The following is a 24363-nucleotide window of genomic DNA, read 5'->3' on the forward strand; positions in this document are numbered from 1 at the left end:
GGAATGACTATGCAACATTGCCAAAATACGGTGTATGCTACCGATCTTCACTGTTGTGATTGTGGTGAAGCTCTTGAGCAAAAAAGACAAATGCACACGGTTGAAGAGCTCAACCCAGACTTGCTTGCTGAAGTAAAACACTACTCGCCACAAGCCTGCACTATTACCGGTGTTGTTAAATCGATGTACTACTATAAGCGCCGTTATAAAACCAATAATGACGATATGTTATATGGCTATTGGTGGTTAGAAGTTGAAGACAAACACGGCCAGATTCACGAGTTTAGCGTGGATGCTGAAAAAGAGGTGATTGCTAATTTACAAAAGGGCAATGTGATCACTGCATTTCAGCCAAGCCCTTTGACACTAAATTACCGAATAGCAAACAACGACGCGATTAAAGTCGTGAAGAATAACCGCTTTATGCCAATTGTGATTGTGCACTTTGCTGATCAACAATACCGCAGTTGGGATAGCAGCATTAACCGAGTCTACACCGGCGGGACTGTGCTATGGCTTGTATTGGGCTTTATTACATTTTTAGTGATGCTATTTGCTGCCAAACTTGAGTTTGTGCCGGCATTATTAGCAACCTTGCCTGTCGCTATCGGGGTATTTATTGCAGAACATAAATACCATAAAAAAGCCAAGGCCAAAAAGGAAGCACACTACGATGCGATTTTAGCGGCCACCGATGTCATGTTATCAACCAGTCAAAATCAATTGGGGTATCACATGCTTGCTCGCTTGCCGAGTAAGTCCGATGTAATTTGTATTTCGTGTCAGCAGCGTATTAGTAAAGATGCCGCACACTGTTATTGTTGTGGTGTTAAGCAGCATGTTGAGCCGGTAGCATCGGTTTTGGCAGATGACGAGCAAAGCACAGAAAACCAAACGGTGAGTGCAGAGCGAAAGGCTGAATCACATTTAGTTAAACCAACCACTATTGCTGATCTTGAACACGCCATAATGGGTGAATACAGCCTAGACTACAAAACAAACTATGTGCATAAAAACGTGTGGGCGCGTAATGAAAAGGGCACTATTCGTCACCGTGCCGTGCTAGGTAAAGTATTAGACAAAGCACAAAGCGCGCACGCCAATGAAACCCGTGAAACAGTCACTACAACAGAAACCACCACCACCTACCGTGGCGGTAATTATGTTGGCACCGATGTGACAGAGCGCGTTCAAGTATACCGTAATCGTAGCACGACCCTAAAAGGTGAGATCATGCTCGAAACAGCCTCGGGCGAGCCGTATATTTTTAAAGCCGGTGAAGACTTATTAGGGTCTGTCGATGTCGGTGATTGGGTTTACTATGCCTACAGTGATGTAGAAACACAGCGTTATTCAAAGTACTTCCGTGAGTATGCGGTGAATGTGAGTAAAGATATTAAATATGATTACTCATCAGTTAAACGCTTTGGTATGGTGCATGGTTTTAACCGTATGGTAATGCTAGGCCTTACATCAATTGGCTTGGCTTGGTATTTAGACCCGCAAGATTTATATCCACTGGTGAATGCGCTTGTGCCAGACGCCGGCATTGAGTTACTTGATCAATACCCGCAAGTCGTGGAGCATTTAGATGGCTTTCCTGTTGTGGTATTTATTGTGTTAAGTGTGGTTACTGGGCTGTGGGGATTTATGTATAGCTTAGCAAATGGTACACGTTTAAAACGCAGTGTGAAAAAGCTTGAAAGCACGATCACAAAATTTTCAAAAGAGTACGGTAACATACTCGAACGAATCAAAAAATTAAACTAATAAGGGTTTTGTATGCGTATTTTTCAGTTACTTTTAGCAGGTTTGTTAATCATAAGTGGAACGGTAAAAGCCGATAGTGAGCAGTCTGTTGTGCTTATTTCGATTGATGGGTTTCGCTGGGATTACATTGAAAAACACCGCGCATCTGCGTTAAAAGCAATCAGTGAACAGGGTGTAAGGGCAACCAAAATGCGCCCTGTTTATCCAACTAAAACTTTTCCTAATCACGTGTCGATTATTACGGGGTTGTTGCCAGTAAACCACGGTATTGTTGATAACCGTTTTTGCGATACACAGCGCAATGAGTGTTACAGCATGGGCAAAGGCAAAGACGACAGCACTTGGCTAAATGGTATTCCGCTTTGGAACCTTGCACAAATGCAGGGGGTTAAAGCGGCAACCTATTTTTGGCCAGAGTCTGATGCGCGCTTTAACGGCATGTTGCCTGATTATTTTTATCACTATTCTAAGCACAGTGATTACCAAAAACGTGTTGATCAAATTATTCAATGGTTAAGCTTACCAAAAGAAAAGCGCCCACGTTTGGTGGTGAGTTACTTTTCGTTGGTAGACAGTATGGGGCATGAGTATGGCCCTGATGCAAAGCAAACCTTTGATGCAGTACAAACCTTAGATGCCCTAATGGCAGACTTGCACACACGCTTAAAAGCGCTTGATGAGAATATTAATTTGGTGATTGTTTCTGATCATGGCATGTCGACAGTTGATCCCCAACAGAGCATCAAAATTAGTCAGCTACCAGAGGATGATAACTTCATTGTTAAAAACACCGGTCCGCGCGTGCTTTATTACGCCAAACCAGATAGCCAAGCCGATATTGCGGGGTTTAGCAAAAAGCTTGCTAAGGCGGCAGATGGCCGATACATCGTTTTAAATGATCAACAAAAGCGTGATTATCATTACGATAAAGGCCCGCGTGTGGGGGATATTATTTTACAAACGACTGCACCGCGCGTATTCACCGACAGCAAAATGGCGCCTTATTTAGGCACCCATGGTTACGCATACACCGATGATATGGCCGCCACATTTATTGCCACCGGCCCTGCGTTTAAAAACGGTATGCAACTTGATGAAGTGAGTAACTTAGATGTGTATCCGCTTATTGCAAATATATTAGGCCTGAAAATTTTAAGCCCTATCGACAGCGATGGCGCGACTTTATGGCCAGTGTTAAACAAGTAATACGCGGCTTAAAAGCAAAGAGCGAGCGTGTAGTGCGATGTAAAACCGCGGCTACAAACTCGCCCTTTGTTGCTTGAATCTTGTCACTTACAGCTTGGTTACCCAGCCATACTTGCCATAACTTTCAAATTGGTAGTTTTCGTTACCCGCATTAAACTGCCCGTGTAAGGTATTTTCTGTCAGGGTCATAACGGCTTGATGGTAGTTTTGTGCGTGATCATTTAGCTTACCAAACACACTGCGATCACCGTTGCTGGCTTCAATAATGTCGGTAATTTCGACGGTGTAACTTAGGTATTCGTCTACCTTCAAAATATACTGATCACCGGTTTTTAAGGTTTTGAGTGTTTCAATATCAAACTCACTAAATGCGGTATCGCTCAGCGTTTTAGGTAAGCGCCTTTGTTTGTACAAGTAGTCGTGCGCTTTGTTTGAAAGCTGATTAAGGGGCGCGGTTAAGTTAACAATAGGCTGAGGTGCAATAAATTGCTCATCTGATTTGTATGCTATAACAGGCTTTTCAGCGCTTGGCGTAGAGATAAAGCCATCGCTTTGAATATGCCATTCGTTAAGCGCAAATGCACTGATTGGAAGAATGAAGATTAATGCAAGCGTCCTGTTCACATGTTTCTCTTACGGGTTTTAATGTTAACTTAATGTAAGTTTTTACCTTAAATTAACTTAATGGTCAATAGTTGTTCTATCAATACTGCTTTTGGTAATCGTGACGATAAAATTTATTTGTTTTACTCGGGCTGCAATGCTGCGCATAATCCGCGTTTTTTTGTCACTTAAACCCCAAGACTAGAGGTACTAACCATGCGTGGGTGGATCATTTATAAAGACAGTTCGGGCTTGTTAAAGCAAGAAACCTATGAAGTTGAGCGTTTACTTGCAGCTGCCAAAGAAGAGGGCATTGATTTACAAGTTTTTTCGCCTGATCAATTTGATTTAACCATTACCCGCGAAGATGGCAAAAGCATTTTGATTGATGGTCAATCAGTTGCACTACCTGATTTTGTTATTCCACGTATGGGCGCGAGCACAACGTATTTTGCTTTGGCTATTATTCGCCACCTTGAGCGTTTAGGTGTGTATTGCGTGAATAGCTCGCAGTCAATCGAAACGGTGAAAGACAAGTTATTTGCACAGCAAATTTTAGCTGAGTGTAATTTACCAACCCCTAATACAATGCTCGTAAAGTTTCCGGTAAATATTGATTTAGTTGAAAAACAAATAGGCTTCCCGGTGGTGATTAAAACGTTATCGGGGTCGCAAGGCAGTGGTGTCTTTTTATCAAAGTCGAAAGAAGAGTTTGATGATCTTATGCAGTTAATCGAGGCTGCAAACCCACAAGCAAACATTATTTTGCAGCAGTTTGTTAAGTCGAGCCACGGTCGTGATTTGCGTGTACTTACTATCGGTGGACGTGCCGTTGCATGTATGGAACGCAACTCGCAGGGTAAAAACTTTAAAGCAAATGTCAGTGCGGGTGGTACAGGTAAGTCATTCCCAATTACCCCCGAAATTGAGTGGCTTGCAACACAAACGGCCAACGTTTTAAAGCTCGATGTAGCGGGTATCGATTTATTATTTGACGAGCAGCATTTTAAAATATGTGAGGCAAACTCAAGCCCTGGCTTTGAAGGCCTAGAAGGTGCATTGGGCATTGATGTCGCAAAAGAAATTTTGCACTTTATTCGTATCCGCTTAGGTATTTTTGACAAGCCCGTAGCGAAAGAAGTAAACGAAGAAGTGGTTGATCAAACTGCCGCTTAGTGATTACTTAACCGAAAGACGCACAAATACGGCCACCGTGACTAGGTGGCCTTCTGTATAGTAAATTACTCTTCAAATACTACAAAAGTGTACAGTGTCAACGTGTGCTTCTTGCGATAAGGTAGGTTTTTATCTGCATGTTTTGCAAGGAGTCTCCCCTTTATGAGTCAACTGATCAGTCGAGCAACCGCGGGCTTAGTGGCGGTGATTATTGGCTTTACCAGCTCAATCGCATTGATATATCAATTAGTGATGGTGCTAGGCGGTACCCCTGATTTAGTGGCCAGTTGGGTATTAATGCTGGGGCTTGCGATGGGAGTAAGCTCTATTGCATTGTCGTATTACTATAAAGTGCCCATTTTGGTTGCGTGGTCTACCACGGGCGCTGCATTACTTATTTCAAGCGCGCAAGGCTACACCTTAAACCAAGCTGTTGGGGCGTTTATGTTCTCGGCGGTGTTGGTGTTTTTATGCGGTATCACCGGTATTTTCGAAAAAATGATGAACAAAATTCCCAGTCAATTGGCCTGTGCTATGTTGGCGGGTGTCTTGGTGAATTTTGGCATTGATGTGTTCAATTTTATGAACGAATTGCCCTTAGTGATTGGCGTGATGGTGGCTGTTTATTTATGTGGTAAACGTTATTTCCCCCGTTTTGCGATGTTAGCCGTTGTAGTGGTTGGCTTTTTAATGGCAGCAATGACCGGACAAATTGATACAAGCAGTTGGCAATGGAAATTAAGCGAGTTTACATTTATTGCGCCAGAGTTTGATTTAAATGCCATGGTCAGTGTGGGCTTACCGCTGTTTATTGTGACGATGACATCGCAAAACTTACCGGGCATCGCTGTGTTAAAAGCACATCATTATAAGGCTCCGGTCTCGGCTGCTTTAAATGTTACGGGGCTTTTAAATGTGTTTATCGCGCCATTTGGTGGGTATTCGATTAACCTTGCGGCGATCACTGCGGCAATTTGTATGAGCCCCGAAGCCGATAAAAATCCCGATAAGCGTTATTGGGCAAGTATTGCTGGTGGTGTGTTTTATATCATTATGGCGTTACTGGCTGCGACATTAGTTGGTTTAGTCGCCAGTTTACCGCAAGCACTTATTTTAGCATTAGCGGGTATAGCCTTGTTTGCCACGATTGCCAGTAGTTTACAGCAAGCGTTAACAGAGGCTTATTATACCGAGGCAGCCATAGTGACATTTTTAGTGACGGCTTCAAACCTGACCTTGTTCACGGTTGGTTCGGCATTTTGGGGGATTGTTGCAGGGGTAATAACCTTAGTGATGACACGCAAAGATTAGGGGCTATTTAAACTAATCCGCAATGATGCTTAATCATTTTGAGAGATTAAACCTGTCGCAAGCTGCGTTAAAAATGTCTGATTTACGACTGCATGGATGCAGGAGGCTGGAGGCAGAGCAATGCGGGAGTAATTGCCGAGAACACCTCAATAACGACATGTTTGCCCAGTTATTAACGAGCTTATATTGCCCAAAATAGATCACTTAATTAAACAAATTAGTATTAAAGGTGAAAGTAACAAATGAAAGTAATACGAAGTCATGAATTTACTGCCGACCGTGCATGGGGCGCATTAGATATCGCCACAATGAACGGCATTACAACCCGTTTGCATTGGACGAATGAGCCTTACAAGTGGCACACCAACGACGGTGAAGAAGTGTTTGTGGTGTTAAGTGGTCAGGTTGAGATGCTTTATAAGCAACAGGGTGAAGTATGCGCTGAGCTGTTAAATGCCGGAGATATCTTTTATGCCAGTGTTGGCACTGAGCATGTGGCTCACCCAAAAGGTGAAGCGCGTATTTTGGTGGTCGAGACACAAGGCAGCGTGTGAGTATCAATTAGGCCCTAGTAACTAGGGCCTAACTACAATTACTTAAGCAAAGGCTTAATAACTTCGTACATGGCGTTAATGTGGTCGTCGCGCGTATTAAGTGCAGGAATATAACGGTATTTTTCACCGCCTGCATGCTCGAATATTTCGCGGTTTTCGCCTTCTATCTCTTCTAATGTTTCTAAGCAATCGGCGCTAAACGCAGGGCTAATTATGGCAATATCTTTAATGCCTTGTGCGGGGTAACTCTCAAGCGTGGCGTCGGTGTATGGTTTTAACCATTCTGCTTTACCAAAACGGCTTTGGAACGTGGTCACCGCTAAGTCTTTGTCTAAGCCTAGCTTTTCTGACACTAAACGCGTGGTTTGCATACAAAAACAGTAGTAAGGGTCGCCATTTTCTAAAAATAGTTTTGGCATACCATGATACGAAAATACCAGTTTTTGCGGTGTACCATGGGCATTTAAATCTTCGCTGATACTGGCTGCTAAGGCATCAATGTAAATAGGGTGGTCGTGGTAGCCGTTTATAAAGTGAAGCTCAGGTACCCAGCGCCATTTTCGTAATACGTTCGACACAGCATCAAACGTTGAACCAATCGTTGTGCTTGAGTATTGCGGATAAAGCGGCAGCACAATAACGCGGGTAATGCCTTTTTCGCGCAGTGCTTCAAGCCCCGCTTCAATCGATGGATTACCATAACGCATTGCCATAACAACGTCGGTATCTTGATGGCCTTTCTCTTTTAAAATTGCGGCGAGTTTTTCGCTTTGTTGGCGTGTGATATGCGTTAATGGCGAACCGTTTTCTGTCCATATACTTTTATAAAGTGCAGCAGAGCGCTTTGGGCGAAGCGTAAGTACAAAGCAATACAGGATGATCATCCAAATGAAGCGCGGGATTTCGACAATGCGTGGATCAGATAAAAATTCGCGTAAGTAGGTTCTGAGTGCCGCTGTGGTTGGGGCATCAGGGCTGCCTAAGTTGGTCAATAAGATACCGGTTTTTTTATTAAATCGGCCATCATGAGGCTTATCTGTTATAGCGGAAAATCGCGACACTGATCGCTCCTTTAGAAGTAAAAGTAATATAAATCACATTGTAACGAAGTAGCGATAATAAGTGATCACTTTATTCGTTAATTTTTGATCATGATCCTGAAAGGATTCGGTTTTTTCGCTTCGAGCTGCTGTAACTTACTTATCGATTTAGGGCCAAATACATGCCCTTTAGGTAAAAGCAAAATTCCATCGTAGTTTCTCAGGGCATGCCCAAGCACCATGCCGTTTTTTAACTCATTTGCATTAATGATTTTCATGCTGCCAACGACTTGGTTACTGGCGCAGCTAATTTTTAATCCGCTTAAAATCTCGAGCAATTTAGGATGGTAGTAGGTGCCACTGTAAAGTTGTAATTGCCCCAGTGCATTTTCGAACTTGCTGTTTCCCAGCGAACTGACTTGAGCCACGGCTTGCCAAAAATCGCGAGAAATAGCCAAAATCATGGCGGTTATCGGAATGTCGGCGCCTTTTAATCCTTTTGGAATACCATTGCCATTGTATTGCTCAAATTGGTAATAAATGGCTTCGGATACATCGTGTAAATGGGTTGCGGGCATTAACATCAGTTGCGCGGTGCTTGGGTGCGTATAGAAGAGCTTTTTTTGATTTTCGTTTAATTCACGCGTGGGCTTTTTATACAGGGCTGGCTCCATTGCCAATAAGCCAATTTGCGCTAAATAGCCTGCCATTTCGGCCATTTCTATGTGTTTTTTATCTAACCCAAGTGCCTGCGCAATTTGCTTGCAGGTGTTCGCTATATTTTGCGCTTGAATACCATCTAGGTATGGGTTGGCGTTGATAAAATTATATAAAATCTCGAAAGTTGTGCGGTGTTCGTGTTTTTCACGTTCGTTTGCTTCTTCAAGCTGTTTAAGCACTTTGCGTATTTGTTGGGTGCGTTTTTCAACCATCTGCTCAAGGTTATTATTGAGCTCTTTTAGTTGGCTGTTTTGGGCTTTAATTTTTTGCTCAAGTTGCTTATTTTTACGTTTTAAAGAGGTTTTTTCGATACCGTCATGAATGTTGCGTAACAACAGCTCATTTTGCCAAGGTTTTTGAATATAAGCGTGAATTTTTCCTTTATTTACAGCGGCAATGGTATTGTCGATATCGGAATAGCCGGTTAATAAAATACGTTGTGTATCGGGGGCAATGTTGATTGCTTGTGCAAAAAAGTCTGCGCCATCCATACCGGGCATGCGCATGTCACAAATGATCACATCAAAGGTGAAACTGTCTAAAAGTTTTAGTGCTTCAATGGGCGAAAGGCTGGTTTTAACCGAAAGATTATTTGCCGTTAACAACCTAACTAAGGTGCGTAAAACAATTTCATCGTCATCAATGCATAAAACCTGAATATGTTCTTTATTAAGTTGTTTTGCCATACCACATTGCTTTGAATCATCTTTAATCAATAACATAGCCTTAAATTAGGGCTTGTGCTAGGTTTTATAAGAGATGAGCTAAGTTTGAGGCTAAAATGGGTGATTTTAAACAAGCCTATTTACTAGAAAAAGCGGCGCGTGAACAAGCGGAGCAATTGTTAGCAGATAAAAGTCGGCTGTTGGTTGCATTAAACAGTGAACTTGAACAAAAAATTGCTGATTTAGAGCATCATCAGGCGATGTTTATTCAGGCCGAGAAAATGGCAACACTTGGCACGCTTTGCGCGGGTGTTGCACATGAAATTAATAATCCACTGGCTTACAGTATTAGTAATGTTGACTGTTTAAAAGATTACTGTGATTTTTTTAGTGAGTTGCTTAGTGCATGTGACAAGTTTGCCAAGCGACACATTGAAAGAGATGTTTTTTCTGAGCAATTGACGCAACTGAATAAAAAGCATGAATTTAATTATGTAGCCAACGACTTGCCCGAGCTAATTAGCGACACTGCCCAAGGCTTACAACGGATCCGTAAAATAGTTGCAAATTTGCTCGATTTTTCGCGGCCTAAAGGGCACGAAAAGCAATTTGCCGATATGACTGACGCGGTGAAAAGTGCCGTAAAACTGTTAGCAAATCAGTTAAACTATTACCACTTACACACCCACTACAGTCCTATTTCGATTAGCTGGTGTAATTTGCCTGCGATAAGCCAAGTTGTCGTTAATATTTTAATAAATGCCAAGCAAGCATGTGACAGTAATCGCTCAGAGGCACAGATTACGGTGTCGGTGTATGAGATTGAGCATCATATTTACATTGATATTGAAGACAATGGCGAGGGAATGTCGGAGCAAACAATGGCTAAAATTTATGATCCCTTTTACACCACTAAACCTGTAGGCGAGGGAACCGGTATGGGCATGACTATGGCATACGCTATTGTGCATGAGCATCAAGGCCGGATTGATATTCAAAGTACACACGGTATGGGAACGCGTATTAGCTGTGTGTTTCCGATCCTCAGTCATGTAAGGCAAGTTGTTGACAATACCTAAGTTGTTGCAAAAAAATGTGGATTCGCTAGTGTAGGAATACACCCTAACAAAGGCAAAATATAAAGGCTCAATATGCTTAATAAAGAAAGTGCAGATGTATTTAAAAATTATCTCGCAAGTCAAAGCGAAACACAGCAGGTTAGTTTAGACCAAGTAATCGGTTTTATGAGTGGCTTGTTAGCGTGTTCTGAGTTTTTTGGCGAGTCTGAATTGGCTAATTACATAGCCGACGGCGACGAAACGGTGTTTAACACGTTAATGACTGAGTCAGCCCCTCGTGATGCGATGATTGAGCTGCTTGATAATGTAACGGAAGCACAAGTTGAGCAAAAAAAATTACTCGTACATTTATACCCAGATGAAGTGAAAGCCAACGAGCCAAGCCAAGCATTGCAAGATTTTTGCAGTGGCTACATTGCAGCCTATATTGTTAACCAAGATATCTGGCATAGTGATTTACAATTTTTGTTGAAAGCCGATGAACAGAATGACAACGCAGGTGATGGTCAGCTGTTTATTGATAATTTTGAAGCAACGCTTGATTTACTCACAACCTTAGCAATGTGGGATCAGGCGCTTGCAAATCACCCCGAGCCTGATAAGTTAGGAGAAGGTTTTGCGACCTTTTTTACTGCGTTAGATGAAAGCTTGTCTGAGATTGCAACGATGGCGCTGATGCTTGAAGATGAAAAACTCGCGATGATAGAGCAAGAATAACCTCCCCCTGTTAATAGCAGAGATAAGTGTGTAGTTGCATTTTCTTGCTTATTTATGCTCATTAAATAGTCAAAACCCCTTTCTTTAATCACTTAATAGTACAAATAGGTATAATTATACCTAAGTCGTAGCTAATTTTTCTTTCTTTTCATTTTTTTGTTGATAGGATGTTTTATAAAGGTTAACTCGCAGGCTTGAGTTAGCTTTCAAAATTAAGATTTTATAAATCTATAACACGTGCTTAATGCTTTTCCTTTGTTTCTCCCTGTGAGGCGCTTTATTTTTTAGCTTTGGAAAAGCCAGAATATCAACAGGATTCACATGACAACACATTCTTTTAGTATGCTGGCTATTGCCGTCAGCGTCGCTGTGTCGGCGACTTCATTGCAGGCTGCTGAACAAGCAACAGACGTTCAAGCTGATAAAAATATTGAACAAATTTCAGTTTTGGGATCGCGAGTAGCAAACCGCACTGCGACCGAATCAAGCTCTCCTATTGATTTAATTGATGCTGATACCCTGAATAAAGGGGGCTTCACTGAACTTGGCCAAAGTTTACAAGCGACCGCACCGTCTTTTAACTTTTCTCGTACGCAAGTGTCAGATGGGTCTGATTTATTTAGACCCGCGACTCTGCGCGGTTTACAGCCAGATCAAACGTTGGTGCTTCTTAATGGTAAACGTCGTCATAATCAGTCTATTTTTGGCCTAAACGGCACAGTGGGCGCGGGTGCAGCGGGAACCGACATGAACGCTATTCCGCTTAGCGCATTAAAAGGGGTTGAAGTATTGCGTGATGGCGCAGCGGCGCAATATGGCTCTGATGCAATTGCAGGGGTGATTAACTTATCACTTAACGATTCTACCGGTGTGACAACGGGCTATGTGCAAGCAGGTAGTACGGGCGAAGGCGACGGCGATACGATTTCGATTGGTTTAAATCGTGGTTTTGATTTAGGCGACGAAGGGGGGTTTATTAATTTTTCGGCTGAATACCGTAATGCTGATGGCACTAATAGAGCCGAGCGTGATACGGGTGGGTCGTTAGATGTCCCTGCTGGCACATTATCTGACGATGTCCGCTGGGGGCAAGGTAATGCTGACAGTGAGTTTACGTCACTTTTTTATAATATGGCACTCCCGCTGGGTGACACAGAACTTTACTCATTTGGTGGCTATTCAAACCGAACAGCATTAGGGAATGGTTTTTACCGTAACTATAATCAGGCCGCAAAGAATGTGGTGCAAGTATACAGCGATGGCTTTTTACCTCGTATAGACAACGAAGCCGAAGATATTTCATTTGCAGTGGGTCTGCGTGGCGAGCTAAACCCTGACTGGGGTTATGATGTGTCTGCTGTGTACGGTGAAAATAGCTATGATTTCACCTCAAAAAATACCTTAAATGCTTCTTATGCTGCTGAATATGTAGCTAATAACCCAAGTGCGAGTGATGCAGATATTGCTGCTAATGCGGGCCCACGAGGCGGGTATTCGGGCGGGTTTAGATTTGATCAAGCCACCGTTAATGCCGATTTAAACGGCGTTGTTAATATTGGCCGCAGTGAGCCTGTGTATGTGTCGGTGGGGGCTGAGTACCGCAAAGAAAACTATCAAATTGTCCCAGGCGAAGAAGCATCCTATGCGTGCGGCCTTGCTAATACAGACACTTCTTACCCAGCGGTAAACGATGACAGCGTATTTGCTGAATGTGGTTTTCAGGCTTATAACGGCCTTCGTCCTGAGGCATCAAACAAAGAAAGCCGCGACAGCTATGCATTTTATGTCAATGCTGAAACCTTGCTGACAGATGCATGGCAAGTGAGTACGGCACTGCGCTATGAAGATTTCTCTGATGCGGGTGACGACATCATTGGTAAATTAGCGACACGCTATGAAATCTCTGATGATTTTGCAGTGCGTGGTGCAATCTCATCGGGTTTCAGAGCGCCTTCATTACAGCAAAGTGCCTACACGGCTTACACCACTAACTTAGGTGCGGGTGGGGTATTATTGCAGTCATTTACTGCAACGGCGGGATCTGATTTTCCTTCAGCACTGGGCGTTGATAATCTTGGCCTTGAAAGCTCAGAGAACCTAAGCGCAGGTTTTGTTTATAACGTGAGCAGTGAACTGTCGTTAACCGTTGATTTTTATCATGTTGAAATTAAAGACCGCATTACGCTTGGCAGCTTAATGTCTGCGGATGATGTAGCCTTTAGCCCTGCGGCTGTGGCTGCATTGAACGCCACTGGCGCACAGCAAGCGAACTACTTTTCAAACTCGGTAGACTCAACCACGAAAGGGGTTGATATTATTGCCTCGTACCGTACTGATTTGTACGACGGTAATTTCTCAGCAACGTTTGCTGGTAACATTAACGACACCGAAATTGATAATGTTAATGCCCCAGAGGGGATCCCTGAGTCGATTGCACTGGATGATTTGCAGCGTAGCTTTTTAACAGATGGTCAACCTGGTGAGCGTGCAACGCTTACGTTTGAATATGATCGTGGCGACTTTAACAGTATGTTGCGCTTTAATTATTATGGCGAAACAGACGTTAAGTACTTTGGTAATGACCACATAGGCTTACCAGATGAGCTTTCACCTACAGGCGAATTTAAAGATACCAGTACGGTAGAGTCTGCGGTTTTAGTTGATATTAACGTGGGTTATCAGTTAACTGATGAGCTTATGCTGTCGGCAGGTATTGATAATATCTTCGACGTGACCCCTGATGAGTTAGGCGAAGATGAAGCACTTGATTTTATCACTAATCAAGCGTTTAAGTACCCTGTACGTGCCTTGCCTTATGGCTTTGATGGCATGACCTACTATGCAAAACTTAGTTTTAGCTTTTAATTCCTATATTGAAATGAAGTTTAAATAGCGCCGAAAGGCGCTATTTTTTTGTCTTTGCGAAGGTGAATACTAATACTTAATTAAGCACAGTGGTATACGTATAGCGCCCTGCATTTATAAAACGCAGCTGGGGTAAAGCAAAGCGTATAGCAGCGGTTTAATTCACTTTGAGTTATACCGCATAAAGCCGCTGTTACGTGTAAGCCTTTATTGCTTTGAACTACTGGCAGCCTGTTCGCATATGTCGCGCATTCGCTGTTTAATCTCAGGCTCTTTTTCGTTGAGTAGTTTACTAATGCAGTCGATATACGCGTGGTTTTCTTCAAATGGCACTCCTATTTCGTAGGCGTCTGCGGCTAAGCGCAGCATTTCTTTGTCAAATTCGCTGAAGATATTAACCAGCTCTTGTGCTTTTTGTTGCTCAATGCCGAGTGCTTCAAATGCGCTGCGACCCATGCGAAGGGAGCTGTCGTAGGTTTCTCTTATAATGTCGCGACACCCGTATGCCCACAAGTCATAAACATGATGGCGGTCTACAGCACGCGCGACAACATGAAGGTGCGGATAGTTTTGCATTGCATAGCGAACCAGTTTGGTTATTTGCTCGGCATCATCGAGTGTAACAACCAGTAATTTTGCATTGTCTATTCCGGCGGCGCTGAGTAAGTCGGGTCTTGTTGCATCACCAAAAAAATTGCGGATCCCGACACGCTCTAATCGATCAAGCTGCTTGTAATTGTAATCAATAACGGTGGTGTTAAAGCCGCCCGCTTTTAAGATTAAATCGACAACCCCTCCAACACGACCAGAGCCAGCAATGATGACGTGGCTATCTTCAGGAAAGGTTTCTTCTCGGTGAGCTTGCTCGCCAATATAACGAGGGGCAATGAAACGTTGATACACAATGTATAATACCGGTGATAACAACATAGAAAGTGTGACAACCAATAACAGTTGGTCGGCCAAAGCCGATGGAAGCACATGATTGCCCACGCTGTAGCTTAATAGCACAAACCCAAACTCACCGGCTTGAGCAAGCCCTAGCGCCAGTAACCACAGGGCGGCTCCCTTTAAGCCAAACAGTCGCCCAAGTATTAATAACGCCGCTGTTTTAGTAAGGATCAGTATCGCCGTTAAAAGCACAATAGTCGCGAGGTTATCAGTTAATAACTGAAAATTAATACTGGCGCCAACCGTGATAAAAAAGAGCCCTAACAGTAACCCTTTGAAAGGATCGATATTGCTTTCAAGCTCGTGTTTATAGGGGGAGTTTGCAAGCACCACGCCTGCTAAAAATGTGCCCAATGCGGGTGAAAGGCCCACTAACGACATCATCAATGCTATGCCAATAACAAAAAATAGCGCCGTGGCGGTAAAGAGTTCACGTAGCCGTGCTTGTGCTACAAACCTAAAAAGTGGGGCTGTGAGATGGCTTCCGCCAAACACCACAAGCGCAATCATACCTAATGTGACTAAGGCTGCTTGCCAGCTTTCAAGCCCTGCTACGAGGCTAAGCCCTGCTACGAGGCTAAGCCCTGTATGACTGTTATTGCTGGTGCTTGTTATTCCTGTTGCCAGCTCTGGTAGGGCTAATAATGGAATAAATGCGAGCATGGGAATAACCGCAATATCTTGCGTGAGTAACACGCTAAATGATGCTTGGCCGCCGTCTGATTTTAATAACCCACGCTCTGACAGGGTTTGCAGCACAATCGCCGTTGAAGAAAGCGATAAAATTAAGCCAATAGTGAGGGCTGTTTGCCACGGGTGATCCAACATCATAGCCAGTGCAGTAAATGCTGCACTGGTTAATAAAACTTGCCCTCCGCCAAGACCAATAAGTTGTTTGCGCATTGACCACAGTGTTTTAGGTTCAAGCTCAAGACCAACAATAAACAGCATCATCACCACACCAAATTCGGCAAAATGCTGAATGGCAATCACATCCACATTTAAGGTGGTTAGCAAAGGAGAAATGGCAATACCAGCCAGTAGGTAACCCAGTACAGACCCGAGTCCCAGCTTGGTGGCTATTGGCACGGCAATAATGCCTGCAATGAGGAAAATATAGGCTATTAACAGTAAGTCAGTCATTATGATCCTGTTGTTCTTTTTGATTCTTAGTCATTATTTTTTAATAACTATGGTTGTTTTAATCAGTATTGCCAGCTGTTGGTATGTGAATGCAAATAAAAAACACGCTTAACCATAAAAATGGCAAAAATGCATGGCAGCCATTGATTTAAATTACGACAAAATAAGGGTGAAAAAAGAGCCATATTTTTAATAAAACTACTTGCGTAGCAGTATTAACGGTATACAATCGCGACACATTCATGAGGAGTAAAAAATGAGCAAAAAGAAACAAAAAAACCAAAGCCAAGTTGATATTGGCCGCGGCGTAATTAACGACAATGCCTATGCTGCATTGGTTACCTCTAAGCTGTTTCAGGCTAAAGTTGAAAAAGCTAAAAAAGGCAAAGGTGCATATCAGCGTAAGGCAAAACATGCAGGACGAGAGTCCTATTTAATCGCTGCTTAATTGAGTTGTGATCAAATAGGATTTTTTATAAAAGCAAACACCCGTTGTTTGCTTTTTTTATTTCAAACATCTTCTAAAAAAGTCACCGCGTTTACTTTTTACACAATTTTTATATATGTTTTTACAATAAAACTAATTTATTCGCTATATACCCAAAAAAGATACATTTTTTATTAACGATATTTACCGCTATTTTCCCTCGCCAAATTCTAAATGCCTTGTAAGCCGCACGCTTCAAGGTTAAAAACTTGTTAATTTTGTGTTCATTTTTACGCTGTAGAATCGAGCAAGTTTTAGTCGCAGCTCAATAATTTTTATCAGTTTTGACAGAGATTAACGGTATTTTTCAGTAAAAATAAGAATGCATTTACCTTTATTGGGTAAATTAGAGGTTGACCTGATTATTTTTTATGTTACTTTTAGGTTGTAAATGTAAAATAATTGTTATAACAACCTTGGGCGGAGGGAGCGAATGAGCTCACATCAATTAATAAAAAATGCCTTTAAACTAAGTGCGCTGTCACTCAGTGTATTTGGCTTTACAGCACAGGCTGCAATTGATTGCAGTAACTTAGAAGTATGGCAGCAAGGCCAAACACATGTCGGTGGCGATCAGGTGCAAGCACAAGACAGTGCCTATGAAGCTAAATGGTGGACACAGACTAACCCCGTGGAGACATCGGGTGTTGATCAAGAGTGGCGTTTATTGGGTGTTTGTGACAGCGCTGTCAGTGAGAATCAAGCACCACAAGTAACAAGCTTAAACCCTGCTGAGGGTTCTTTGTTTACCACTGGTGACAGCGTTGTCATAGAGGCTGACGCCATTGACACTGATGGCACAGTTGCGAGTGTTGAATTTTTTGTTGATGGAACATCGGTGGCTGTTACAAGCAGTGCGCCATATTCAACAAGTTGGCAGGCAACCGTCGGAAGCCATGTAATAAGTGCAGTTGCAACGGATGAGTTAGGGCTTGCATCAACAGCGGTGGCACATTCGGTGAGTGTGTCTGATGCTGTCGAACCGGGTAATCAAGCGCCGACTGCAAGCATTGAATTTAGCACTGTCGCGAGTCAAGTTACCGTGGGTACAGATATTGTATTTGCACTTTCGGGCAGTGATAGCGATGGTCAGGTGACTGGGCTTAGTTTGGCAGAAAATGACAGCGCTGTTTATCAGGCAAGTAGCGCGTCATCAAGCTATACATGGCAAGCACCGGCACTGGGTCAATTTACCTTTACGTTAACCGTGACAGACAATGAAGGCGCAACTGGCACTGCCACTCACGTTGTGAATGTGGTTGAAGCGACGCCGCCAGGTGCTGATTGTAAGCCCCACGGTTTATACCAAACACCGGGTGTGAATACACCGTATTGTACAGTTTATGACAGCAATGGCCGTGAAAAAATGGGCGCTGATCATCCGCGTCGTGTGATTGGTTATTTCACTAGCTGGCGCAATGGTGCAAATGGTCAACCGAGTTATTTAGTGAATGATATTCCGTGGGACAAAATTACCCATATTAACTATGCCTTTGCGCACGTTGATGCCAATAACAAGGTGTCGATAGGCGATCCGAATGCTGCGGGCAACCCCGCAACAAATATGACTTGGCCGGGGGTAACAGGGGCCGAAATGGATCCTAGCTTTAGCTACACAGGTCACTTTAATCTACTGAATAAATTTAAAAAACAGCATCCAGATGTAAAAACATTAATCTCTGTGGGTGGCTGGGCCGAAACCGGTGGTTATTTTGGTGCAGATGGCACGCGCGTAAACAGCGGTGGTTTTTACACAATGACAACGAATGCCGATGGCTCGGTAAACCAAGCTGGTATTGATGCGTTTGCGAAAAGCGCCGTTGAATTCATTGAAACGTATGGTTTTGATGGGGTTGATATTGACTATGAATACCCATCGTCGATGAATGATTCGGGCCATCCTGATGATTTTGCTATTTCGAATGCGCGTCGAGCAGGCTTAAATGCCTCGTATCGTGTGCTGATGCAAAAATTGCGTGAAGAGCTTGATATTGCGGGTGAAAAAGCCGGTAAGCATTACCTACTCACGATTGCATCACCGTCTTCGGGTTACTTACTGCGTGGTATGGAAACTTTCCAAAGCGTGAAGTACCTAGATTACGTGAACATTATGTCGTACGACTTACATGGCGCATGGAACTCACACGTAGGTCACAACGCAGCATTGTATGACACTGGCCTTGATTCAGAGCTTGCACAATGGGGCGTGTATACAACAGCTGAGTTCGAAGGCATTGGTTACTTAAATACCGATTGGGCTGTACGTTATTTCCGTGGCGCGGTGTCTGCGGGTCGCATCAATATTGGTATTCCTTACTACACGCGTGGCTTTAAAGATGTGTCGGGTGGCACACATGGCCTGTGGGGACAAGCTGCGTTACCTGATCAATCTAACTGTGCAAAAGGTACTGGAGTCGGTGAGAAAAACCTATGCGGCAATGGTGCGCTAGGCATTGATAACCTGTGGCATGACAAGAACGATGTAGGTGAAGAAATGCCTGCAGGTTCTAATCCTTTATGGCATGCGAAAAACTTAGAAAACGGGATTAATCCGTCTTACCTTGAAATCTACGGCTTAACGCCAGATACCGACACAGATGATGTTTTAACGGGCACTTATACACGTTATTACGATGATGTTGCCGTGGCGCCTTGGTTATGGAACGCAGATAAAAAGGTGTTCTTATCAATTGAAGATGAACAGTCGATGGCAACCAAAGTTGATTACGTTATCAACAATGGCTTAGGTGGCATCATGTTCTGGGAACTGGCGGGTGACTTTGATTACGACTCGGCAAAAGGCGAGTACTTTATGGGGTCAAGTTTAACGACGCTGGCTTACGATAAGTTTAATCAAAGCGGTGTGGCATACGACACACATCAAGGCAATGTTGATTTTACCGTGCCCAGCGAAGCTGTAGATGTGAGCTTTACGGTTAAAGACTTCCCTATTGGTGATGATAACTACCCAATTTCACCGACTTTCTCATTTACTAATAACTCAAATATTGATTTAAGCGGCGCGAAAATTAGCTTTGATGTGCCGGTATCGACGTCAGCTATTTTCAAGTCGAACTGGAATGCGCAAGAAAAGCTCGGTATGGCGGTTGAGGCAAATGGCTCGAATGCTGCGGGCAACAATATTGGTGGTTATGAGAATGAATTCCATCGCTTTTCAATCACTCTTGTAAATGAGTGGGGTGGAATTGAAAAAGCCTTTAACACCGGTGAAACCGTTGATGCACAAGTCATGTATTACATGCCTATTACTGGCCCAACTAATTTCACTATTGAAAAAGAGGGCAAAACCTACGCATTTAAATACGAGTACCCAATGTTGCCTGATGCCGTGCCGGGCACCACAAATCCAGGCGGTGACAATGGTGGTGATAATGGCGGTGACACAGGGGGTAACGATGCAACGTGTGACGGTGTCGATGTCGCCAGCATTGCGGTCTATCCAAATTGGCCGCAAACAGACTGGGCTGGTAACCCAAGCCATGCCGTTGGCGGTGATCTGATGAATCACAACAATGTGATTTACGAAGCTAAGTGGTGGACAAGCACAGAGCCAGGCACATCAGCTGATTGGACTGTGAGCTGCACGCTTTAACTCAACAAAGCGGGGCACGCAATGTGCTCCGCATTTCTACAGCGAGAATACAGCAATGAAAACAACTAAATCGAAGGCATTGTCTTTATCGGCAGTGGCAACCAGCATGCTGCTTGCCTGTGCATCAAGCCACGTGAATGCCCACGGATTTTTAGAAAGCCCTAAAGCTCGCCAAGCATTTTGTCAGGCAGACGGCGGCTATTGGTGGCCCGCTGATGGTAGCGCTATTCCTAATCTTGCTTGCCGTGCAGCATTTGCAGAGGCAGGGCATGTGCAGTTTGTGCAAGATATTGAATATTCAGCGAACACGATTGATTACACCAACCTAGCAGCGGTAAAAGACAGTGTGCCCGATGGCCGTTTATGTGCGGCAGGCGACAGTGAAAAACGAGGCATGGATTTACCCTCGGCTCATTGGCAACGTACCGAGCTGGTGCCTAACGCGAATGGCGATATTTTAGTGCGTTTTTTAGCAAGTACGCCTCATAACCCAAGTTTTTGGCAGTTTTACCTGACAAAGCCTGGATTTGATAGCGCCACAGACGTTCTCACGTGGGACGATTTAGAGCTGGTTGAGGAATACGGCAATCTTGATTTTGTGATTGGTGATAATAACGACCGTTACTATGAAATGAGCGTGTCTATTCCTGCTGAGCGCAGTGGCGACGCTATTTTATATACTCGCTGGCAGCGTGATGATGCAGGTGGCGAGGGCTTTTATAACTGTAGCGATATTACCATTGTTACAGACACAGCACCGACTGATCCGAGTGAATGGTCTGCACTGACGTATTTTGTGCGCCAAGGTCAAAATGCAGAAGTGGGTGACAGTGTGTCTGCGCGTTTGTTTGATGAAACAGGGCAAGAGCTGTTTACACAACAAATGCAAGTCACCAGCGATAATCAGGCTAATTGGCAAGCAGAGTTTGCTCAGCTGCTTAATCTGAATTACAGCCATTTACTACGCATTGGTGTGCAAGATGCTGGTGGCGCAATCGCTTTTAATGCCAGCGATATATTAACCAATCAGGTGTTTGCAACAAACGCCAACTACAGTTTTGCACTGAGCGTAAAAGCCGCACCTGAAAATACTGCCCCTATTATCCATCAACCTGAAGCTATCACCCTGAATGAAAATAGCACGGCAGATGTGCACTTACATGCCTTTGACGATCAGCAAACCGCATTAACATACCGCTGGAATGTACCGGCTCCTCTTCGCTTTACTGGGGCGGGTGCCGACATCACGTTAATAGCACCAGAAGTCGATGCAGATACCTCTTTTACTGTCACTGCCTCAGTATCTGACAGCATGCTTACCAGCGAAGCCAGCTTTACGGTCACGGTACTTAATAGCAGTGTGGTTGAGCCAAACCCCGATGCGCCCGCGTGGGATAACAGCGCGCAATATAACACCGGCGATAAAGTGAGCTTTAACGGCGGGATCTACAGTGCGAAATGGTGGAACCAAGGCGCACAACCCGACAGCAGTGATGCATGGCAGCTTGAATCAGGTTCGGCATCGAGCGAATGGAACATCGGCAAAGCCTACCAAGGCGGTGACGAGGTGACCTATCAAGGACAGCGCTATCGTGCGCAGTGGTGGACTCAGGGCGATACACCGAGTACCAGCCAAGTATGGGCAAAAATCTAAAGTTTTGTAGTTCAAACTTTATCAATAACAGCAAACAGCTAAATAAAAATAGATAAGAGAGAATCATGAATATAAAACAATTAAGCGCAGCCATTGGTGTTGCATTATGTGCCAGTGCAGCGAATGCTGCACCATCGACACCGACCATTATTTGGGAACCGCAAGAGTACTCGTTTGTTGAAGTAAACCTTGAAGGAACGGGCTCGTATAAAAGCCTCGTTAAACGTGTTGATCAAGTAACGATTAACATTGAGTGGAATGCATGGAGCGGTGATGGTGGCGATAGTTACAAAGTGTATTTTGACAATATGCTGGTAAATGAAGGCCCTTTGGCTGCGGGAACTAAAAGCGGAGTGATTAGTTTCCCTTATGATAAAGCGGGTCGCCACACTTTGTATGTTGAGCTTTGTGAAGGTGGCACAACGTGCGCGCGCAGTGAAGGCAAACCCATTGTTATTGCCGACACCGACGGTGCGCACTTAGCCCCATTACCCATGGATTACGATCCAAATAATAAAGACATTGGTACAAAAGAAGGGTTGGTAACAGGGGCTTATTTCGTTGAATGGGGTATTTATGGGCGTGACTACGATGTCACAAATATTCCTGCACAAAACTTAAGTCACATTTTATATGGTTTTATTCCAATTTGTGGTCCGAATGATTCACTGACTGGAGGCCCTAAAAACGCGCTAAATACTGCGTGTGCGGGCTCAGAAGATTTCGAAGTCGTTATTCATGATCCGTGGGCGGCGATTCAAAAAGCCCTTCCGGGTGTGAGTGCAGACGATCCAATCCGTGGTACTTACTCACAATTAATGGCGCTAAAACAACGCTACCCTGATTTAAAAATATTGCCATCTGTGGGCGGTTGGACGTTATCTGACCCATTCGCATATTTTACTAATAAAGCAAACCGCGACACGTTTGTCGCATCAATGAAAGAGTTCTTAAAAACATGGAAATTCTATGATGGTGTCGATATTGACTGGGAATTCCCTGGTGGCGACGGTGCTAATCCGGCGCTAGGTGACCCAATTGCAGATGGCCCTGCTTATGTGGCATTAATGCAAGAGCTGCGAGCTATGCTTGATGAGCTTGAAGCCGAGACTGGTCGTCAATATGAGCTAACATCAGCGATTGGTGCAGGCTACGACAAAATTGAAGATGTTGATTACCAAGCAGCAAGCCAATATATGGATTACATTTTTGCCATGACGTACGATTTTTACGGCGCGTGGAGTGGAGTAACAGGCCATCAAACCGCCTTGTACTGTTCATCGCATTTCCGCCCTGGTCAATGTGATGGCACGGGTGTTGACGCCCAAGGCGTACCATACAAAGGACCTGCTTACACCACCGATAACGCAGTGCAGTTATTACTTGCGCAAAATGTTCCATCGAAGAAAATTGTTGTGGGCACAGCGATGTATGGTCGTGGTTGGGAAGGGGTTTACCCAGCAGGCACGACTATTGATGGTAACCCTATGACTGCAACAGGGTCGGGTCCTTTAAAAGGCAGCACTGCGCAAGGCGTCTGGGAAGACGGTGTTATTGATTATAAAGGCATAAAAGCACATATGATCGGCGCAGCAGGCACCGGTATTAATGGCTTTGAAGTGGGCTACGATGAGCAAGCAAAAGGCGCATATGTCTGGAATCGCTCTACAGGTAAACTGATTACGTATGACAGCCCTGCCTCTGTTATTGCAAAGGGTAACTATGTTAATCAACATGACTTAGGGGGATTATTTGCATGGGAAATCGATGCCGATAATGGTGATATCCTGAATGCGATGCACGAAGGTTTAGGTGGTGCGGTTACAGAGCCTAGCAACAGAGCGCCTGTGCTGTCAGTATCAAGCACCGTAACTGTAAACGCCGGTGAGTCTGTTTCAGTTGTCGCATCAGCAACCGATGCCGATAACGATGCACTGACTTATAGCTGGACAGCAGACGCCGCGCTGTCTGTAACGGGTGAAAACTCAAATACACTGGTTATTGCTGCGCCATCAGTGACAAGTGATGCGCAATACCTAGCAACGGTATCGGTTACCGACGGTAAAGCCGTGGTGAGCCGTAATGTAACAGTGAATGTTGTGGCGCCAAGTACGGGCGGCAATTCAGCGCCTGTCGTGGCTGCAATTTCAGATAAAACCGTTGCTGAAGATGCAAGCGTTGCGGTATCTGTGTCTGCTACAGATGCAGATAATGATGCACTTAGCTATAACTGGACAGTGCCTGCAGGCTTAACATTGGTGGGTTCAGGTGCAAATATTAGTTTGCAAGCGGGCAGCGTTGATGCCGATACAAGCTATGTTGTAACGGTAGAGGTATCTGACACACAAGCTACGACATCGGTAAGCTTCAACGTGACAGTAACTGACTCTGGCACAACAAACCCACCGGGTGGCGATACAACATGGGATGAAGCAGCCATTTATGTGGGCGGTGACACGGTAATTTATAACGGTGTTGAATATACTGCAAAATGGTGGACACAAGGAAACCGTCCTGATTTAGGTGGCCCGTGGGGAGCAAGCTCAAAACCAACAGACGGTAATGGTGATGTGGTTTGGCAAGCTGCTGGTATCTACAACGGGGGCGACCAAGTCGTTCACCAAGGTACAAAATACGAAGCGAAGTGGTGGACTCAAGGAGAAGAGCCAGGCGTTGTGGATGTATGGAAAGCACTTTAAACCTACCTAGCTACATGTAGTGTATTTTATTAAAATGTGATTTCCCTACAAAGCAGCCTTCGGGCTGCTTTTTTAGTGTCTAATCTCTAACTTTTCCTTATTTTAATTGC

Annotated in this window: 16 protein-coding genes; 12 read left to right on the forward strand and 4 right to left on the reverse strand. The window is 44.1% G+C overall.

The genetic code is table 11. From position 1 onward, the window contains the following. The first annotated feature begins 9 nt into the window (after positions 1-9). Together BM378_RS02220 and BM378_RS02225 are read left to right on the forward strand one after the other, a co-directional pair. Positions 10-1770, forward strand: a complete 1761-nt coding sequence (locus BM378_RS02220; protein WP_074988484.1) for a hypothetical protein — start codon at positions 10-12, stop codon at positions 1768-1770. Between the two features lie 12 nt (positions 1771-1782). Beyond that, positions 1783-2976 (forward strand): alkaline phosphatase family protein, encoded by a 1194-nt coding sequence (locus tag BM378_RS02225; protein ID WP_036972487.1) that lies wholly within the window; start codon positions 1783-1785, stop codon positions 2974-2976. A gap of 87 nt (positions 2977-3063) precedes the next feature. On the opposite strand, the gene BM378_RS02230 is transcribed toward BM378_RS02225, so the two are convergent. After that, a complete protein-coding gene (locus tag BM378_RS02230; protein ID WP_065979268.1) occupies positions 3064-3600 on the reverse strand; it encodes a protease inhibitor BamI-like protein in 537 nt (178 codons plus the stop codon). A 195-nt stretch (positions 3601-3795) separates the two neighbouring features. Here BM378_RS02230 and BM378_RS02235 point away from each other — a divergent pair, with 195 nt between their 5' ends. From BM378_RS02235 to BM378_RS02245, 3 genes are all read left to right on the forward strand, one after another. After that, positions 3796-4755: an ATP-grasp domain-containing protein gene (locus BM378_RS02235; protein ID WP_036972486.1), complete on the forward strand. Its 960-nt coding sequence runs from the start codon at positions 3796-3798 to the stop codon at positions 4753-4755. Between the two features lie 162 nt (positions 4756-4917). Continuing rightward, positions 4918-6066 (forward strand): benzoate/H(+) symporter BenE family transporter, encoded by a 1149-nt coding sequence (locus tag BM378_RS02240; protein ID WP_036972485.1) that lies wholly within the window; start codon positions 4918-4920, stop codon positions 6064-6066. A gap of 242 nt (positions 6067-6308) precedes the next feature. Further along, positions 6309-6620, forward strand: coding sequence for a cupin domain-containing protein (locus BM378_RS02245; protein WP_036972483.1), 312 nt, complete (start codon positions 6309-6311; stop codon positions 6618-6620). 38 nt (positions 6621-6658) lie between these two features. Here the strand turns inward: BM378_RS02245 and hemH are convergent, their stop codons facing one another. Together hemH and nosR are read right to left on the reverse strand one after the other, a co-directional pair. Continuing rightward, a complete protein-coding gene (gene hemH, locus BM378_RS02250) occupies positions 6659-7681 on the reverse strand; it encodes a ferrochelatase (RefSeq protein ID WP_074988485.1) in 1023 nt (340 codons plus the stop codon). 77 nt (positions 7682-7758) lie between these two features. After that, positions 7759-9066, reverse strand: coding sequence for a response regulator c-di-GMP phosphodiesterase, NosR family (gene nosR / locus BM378_RS02255; protein ID WP_074988578.1), 1308 nt, complete (start codon positions 9064-9066; stop codon positions 7759-7761). Positions 9067-9161: 95 nt separating this feature from the next. Between nosR and BM378_RS02260 the strand changes: the two genes are divergently transcribed. The 3 genes from BM378_RS02260 (at position 9162) to BM378_RS02270 (ending at position 13706) form a co-directional block, all read left to right on the forward strand. After that, on the forward strand, positions 9162-10124 hold the full coding sequence (locus BM378_RS02260; protein WP_074988486.1) for a sensor histidine kinase: 963 nt from the start codon (positions 9162-9164) through the stop codon (positions 10122-10124). 72 nt (positions 10125-10196) lie between these two features. After that, positions 10197-10841: a UPF0149 family protein gene (locus BM378_RS02265; RefSeq protein ID WP_036972480.1), complete on the forward strand. Its 645-nt coding sequence runs from the start codon at positions 10197-10199 to the stop codon at positions 10839-10841. Positions 10842-11162: 321 nt separating this feature from the next. After that, positions 11163-13706 carry a TonB-dependent receptor plug domain-containing protein gene (locus tag BM378_RS02270; protein WP_074988487.1) on the forward strand — a complete coding sequence of 848 codons (2544 nt, stop codon included), beginning with the start codon at positions 11163-11165 and terminating at the stop codon, positions 13704-13706. Between the two features lie 207 nt (positions 13707-13913). Here the strand turns inward: BM378_RS02270 and BM378_RS02275 are convergent, their stop codons facing one another. Beyond that, entirely contained in the window at positions 13914-15800 is a 1887-nt protein-coding gene (locus tag BM378_RS02275; RefSeq protein ID WP_074988488.1) for a cation:proton antiporter domain-containing protein, read from the reverse strand. Between the two features lie 256 nt (positions 15801-16056). Here BM378_RS02275 and BM378_RS02280 point away from each other — a divergent pair, with 256 nt between their 5' ends. The 4 genes from BM378_RS02280 to BM378_RS02295 all read left to right on the forward strand — a co-directional run bounded on the left by BM378_RS02280 (position 16057) and on the right by BM378_RS02295 (position 24253). Beyond that, positions 16057-16248 (forward strand): alternative ribosome-rescue factor A, encoded by a 192-nt coding sequence (locus BM378_RS02280; protein ID WP_036972476.1) that lies wholly within the window; start codon positions 16057-16059, stop codon positions 16246-16248. A gap of 472 nt (positions 16249-16720) precedes the next feature. Next, the gene (locus BM378_RS02285) at positions 16721-19900 is read left to right on the forward strand and encodes a glycosyl hydrolase family 18 protein (protein ID WP_074988489.1); all 3180 of its coding nucleotides are present in this window, start codon (positions 16721-16723) and stop codon (positions 19898-19900) included. Between the two features lie 55 nt (positions 19901-19955). After that, positions 19956-21554 carry a lytic polysaccharide monooxygenase gene (locus BM378_RS02290; RefSeq protein WP_074988490.1) on the forward strand — a complete coding sequence of 533 codons (1599 nt, stop codon included), beginning with the start codon at positions 19956-19958 and terminating at the stop codon, positions 21552-21554. 65 nt (positions 21555-21619) lie between these two features. Continuing rightward, complete coding sequence (locus BM378_RS02295) at positions 21620-24253, forward strand: glycosyl hydrolase family 18 protein (protein ID WP_074988491.1); 2634 nt, start codon at positions 21620-21622, stop codon at positions 24251-24253. Positions 24254-24363: the final 110 nt, after the last annotated feature.

Origin of the sequence: Pseudoalteromonas lipolytica (assembly GCF_900116435.1) — a bacterium.
Taxonomy (GTDB): Bacteria; Pseudomonadota; Gammaproteobacteria; order Enterobacterales; family Alteromonadaceae; genus Pseudoalteromonas; species Pseudoalteromonas lipolytica.

What these genes read in the sequence shown, in the direction of transcription:
- BM378_RS02225 (WP_036972487.1), top strand. Translation starts at nt 1,783, where the DNA reads ATGCGTATTTTTCAGTTACTTTTAGCAGGTTTGTTAATCATAAGTGGA.
- BM378_RS02240 (WP_036972485.1), top strand. Translation starts at nt 4,918, where the DNA reads ATGAGTCAACTGATCAGTCGAGCAACCGCGGGCTTAGTGGCGGTGATT.
- BM378_RS02290 (WP_074988490.1), top strand. Translation starts at nt 19,956, where the DNA reads ATGAAAACAACTAAATCGAAGGCATTGTCTTTATCGGCAGTGGCAACC.
- BM378_RS02245 (WP_036972483.1), top strand. Translation starts at nt 6,309, where the DNA reads ATGAAAGTAATACGAAGTCATGAATTTACTGCCGACCGTGCATGGGGC.
- nosR (WP_074988578.1), bottom strand. Translation starts at nt 9,066, where the DNA reads ATGGCAAAACAACTTAATAAAGAACATATTCAGGTTTTATGCATTGAT.
- BM378_RS02295 (WP_074988491.1), top strand. Translation starts at nt 21,620, where the DNA reads ATGAATATAAAACAATTAAGCGCAGCCATTGGTGTTGCATTATGTGCC.
- BM378_RS02275 (WP_074988488.1), bottom strand. Translation starts at nt 15,800, where the DNA reads ATGACTGACTTACTGTTAATAGCCTATATTTTCCTCATTGCAGGCATT.
- BM378_RS02265 (WP_036972480.1), top strand. Translation starts at nt 10,197, where the DNA reads ATGCTTAATAAAGAAAGTGCAGATGTATTTAAAAATTATCTCGCAAGT.
- BM378_RS02260 (WP_074988486.1), top strand. Translation starts at nt 9,162, where the DNA reads ATGGGTGATTTTAAACAAGCCTATTTACTAGAAAAAGCGGCGCGTGAA.
- BM378_RS02280 (WP_036972476.1), top strand. Translation starts at nt 16,057, where the DNA reads ATGAGCAAAAAGAAACAAAAAAACCAAAGCCAAGTTGATATTGGCCGC.
- BM378_RS02270 (WP_074988487.1), top strand. Translation starts at nt 11,163, where the DNA reads ATGACAACACATTCTTTTAGTATGCTGGCTATTGCCGTCAGCGTCGCT.
- BM378_RS02235 (WP_036972486.1), top strand. Translation starts at nt 3,796, where the DNA reads ATGCGTGGGTGGATCATTTATAAAGACAGTTCGGGCTTGTTAAAGCAA.
- BM378_RS02285 (WP_074988489.1), top strand. Translation starts at nt 16,721, where the DNA reads ATGAGCTCACATCAATTAATAAAAAATGCCTTTAAACTAAGTGCGCTG.
- BM378_RS02220 (WP_074988484.1), top strand. Translation starts at nt 10, where the DNA reads ATGCAACATTGCCAAAATACGGTGTATGCTACCGATCTTCACTGTTGT.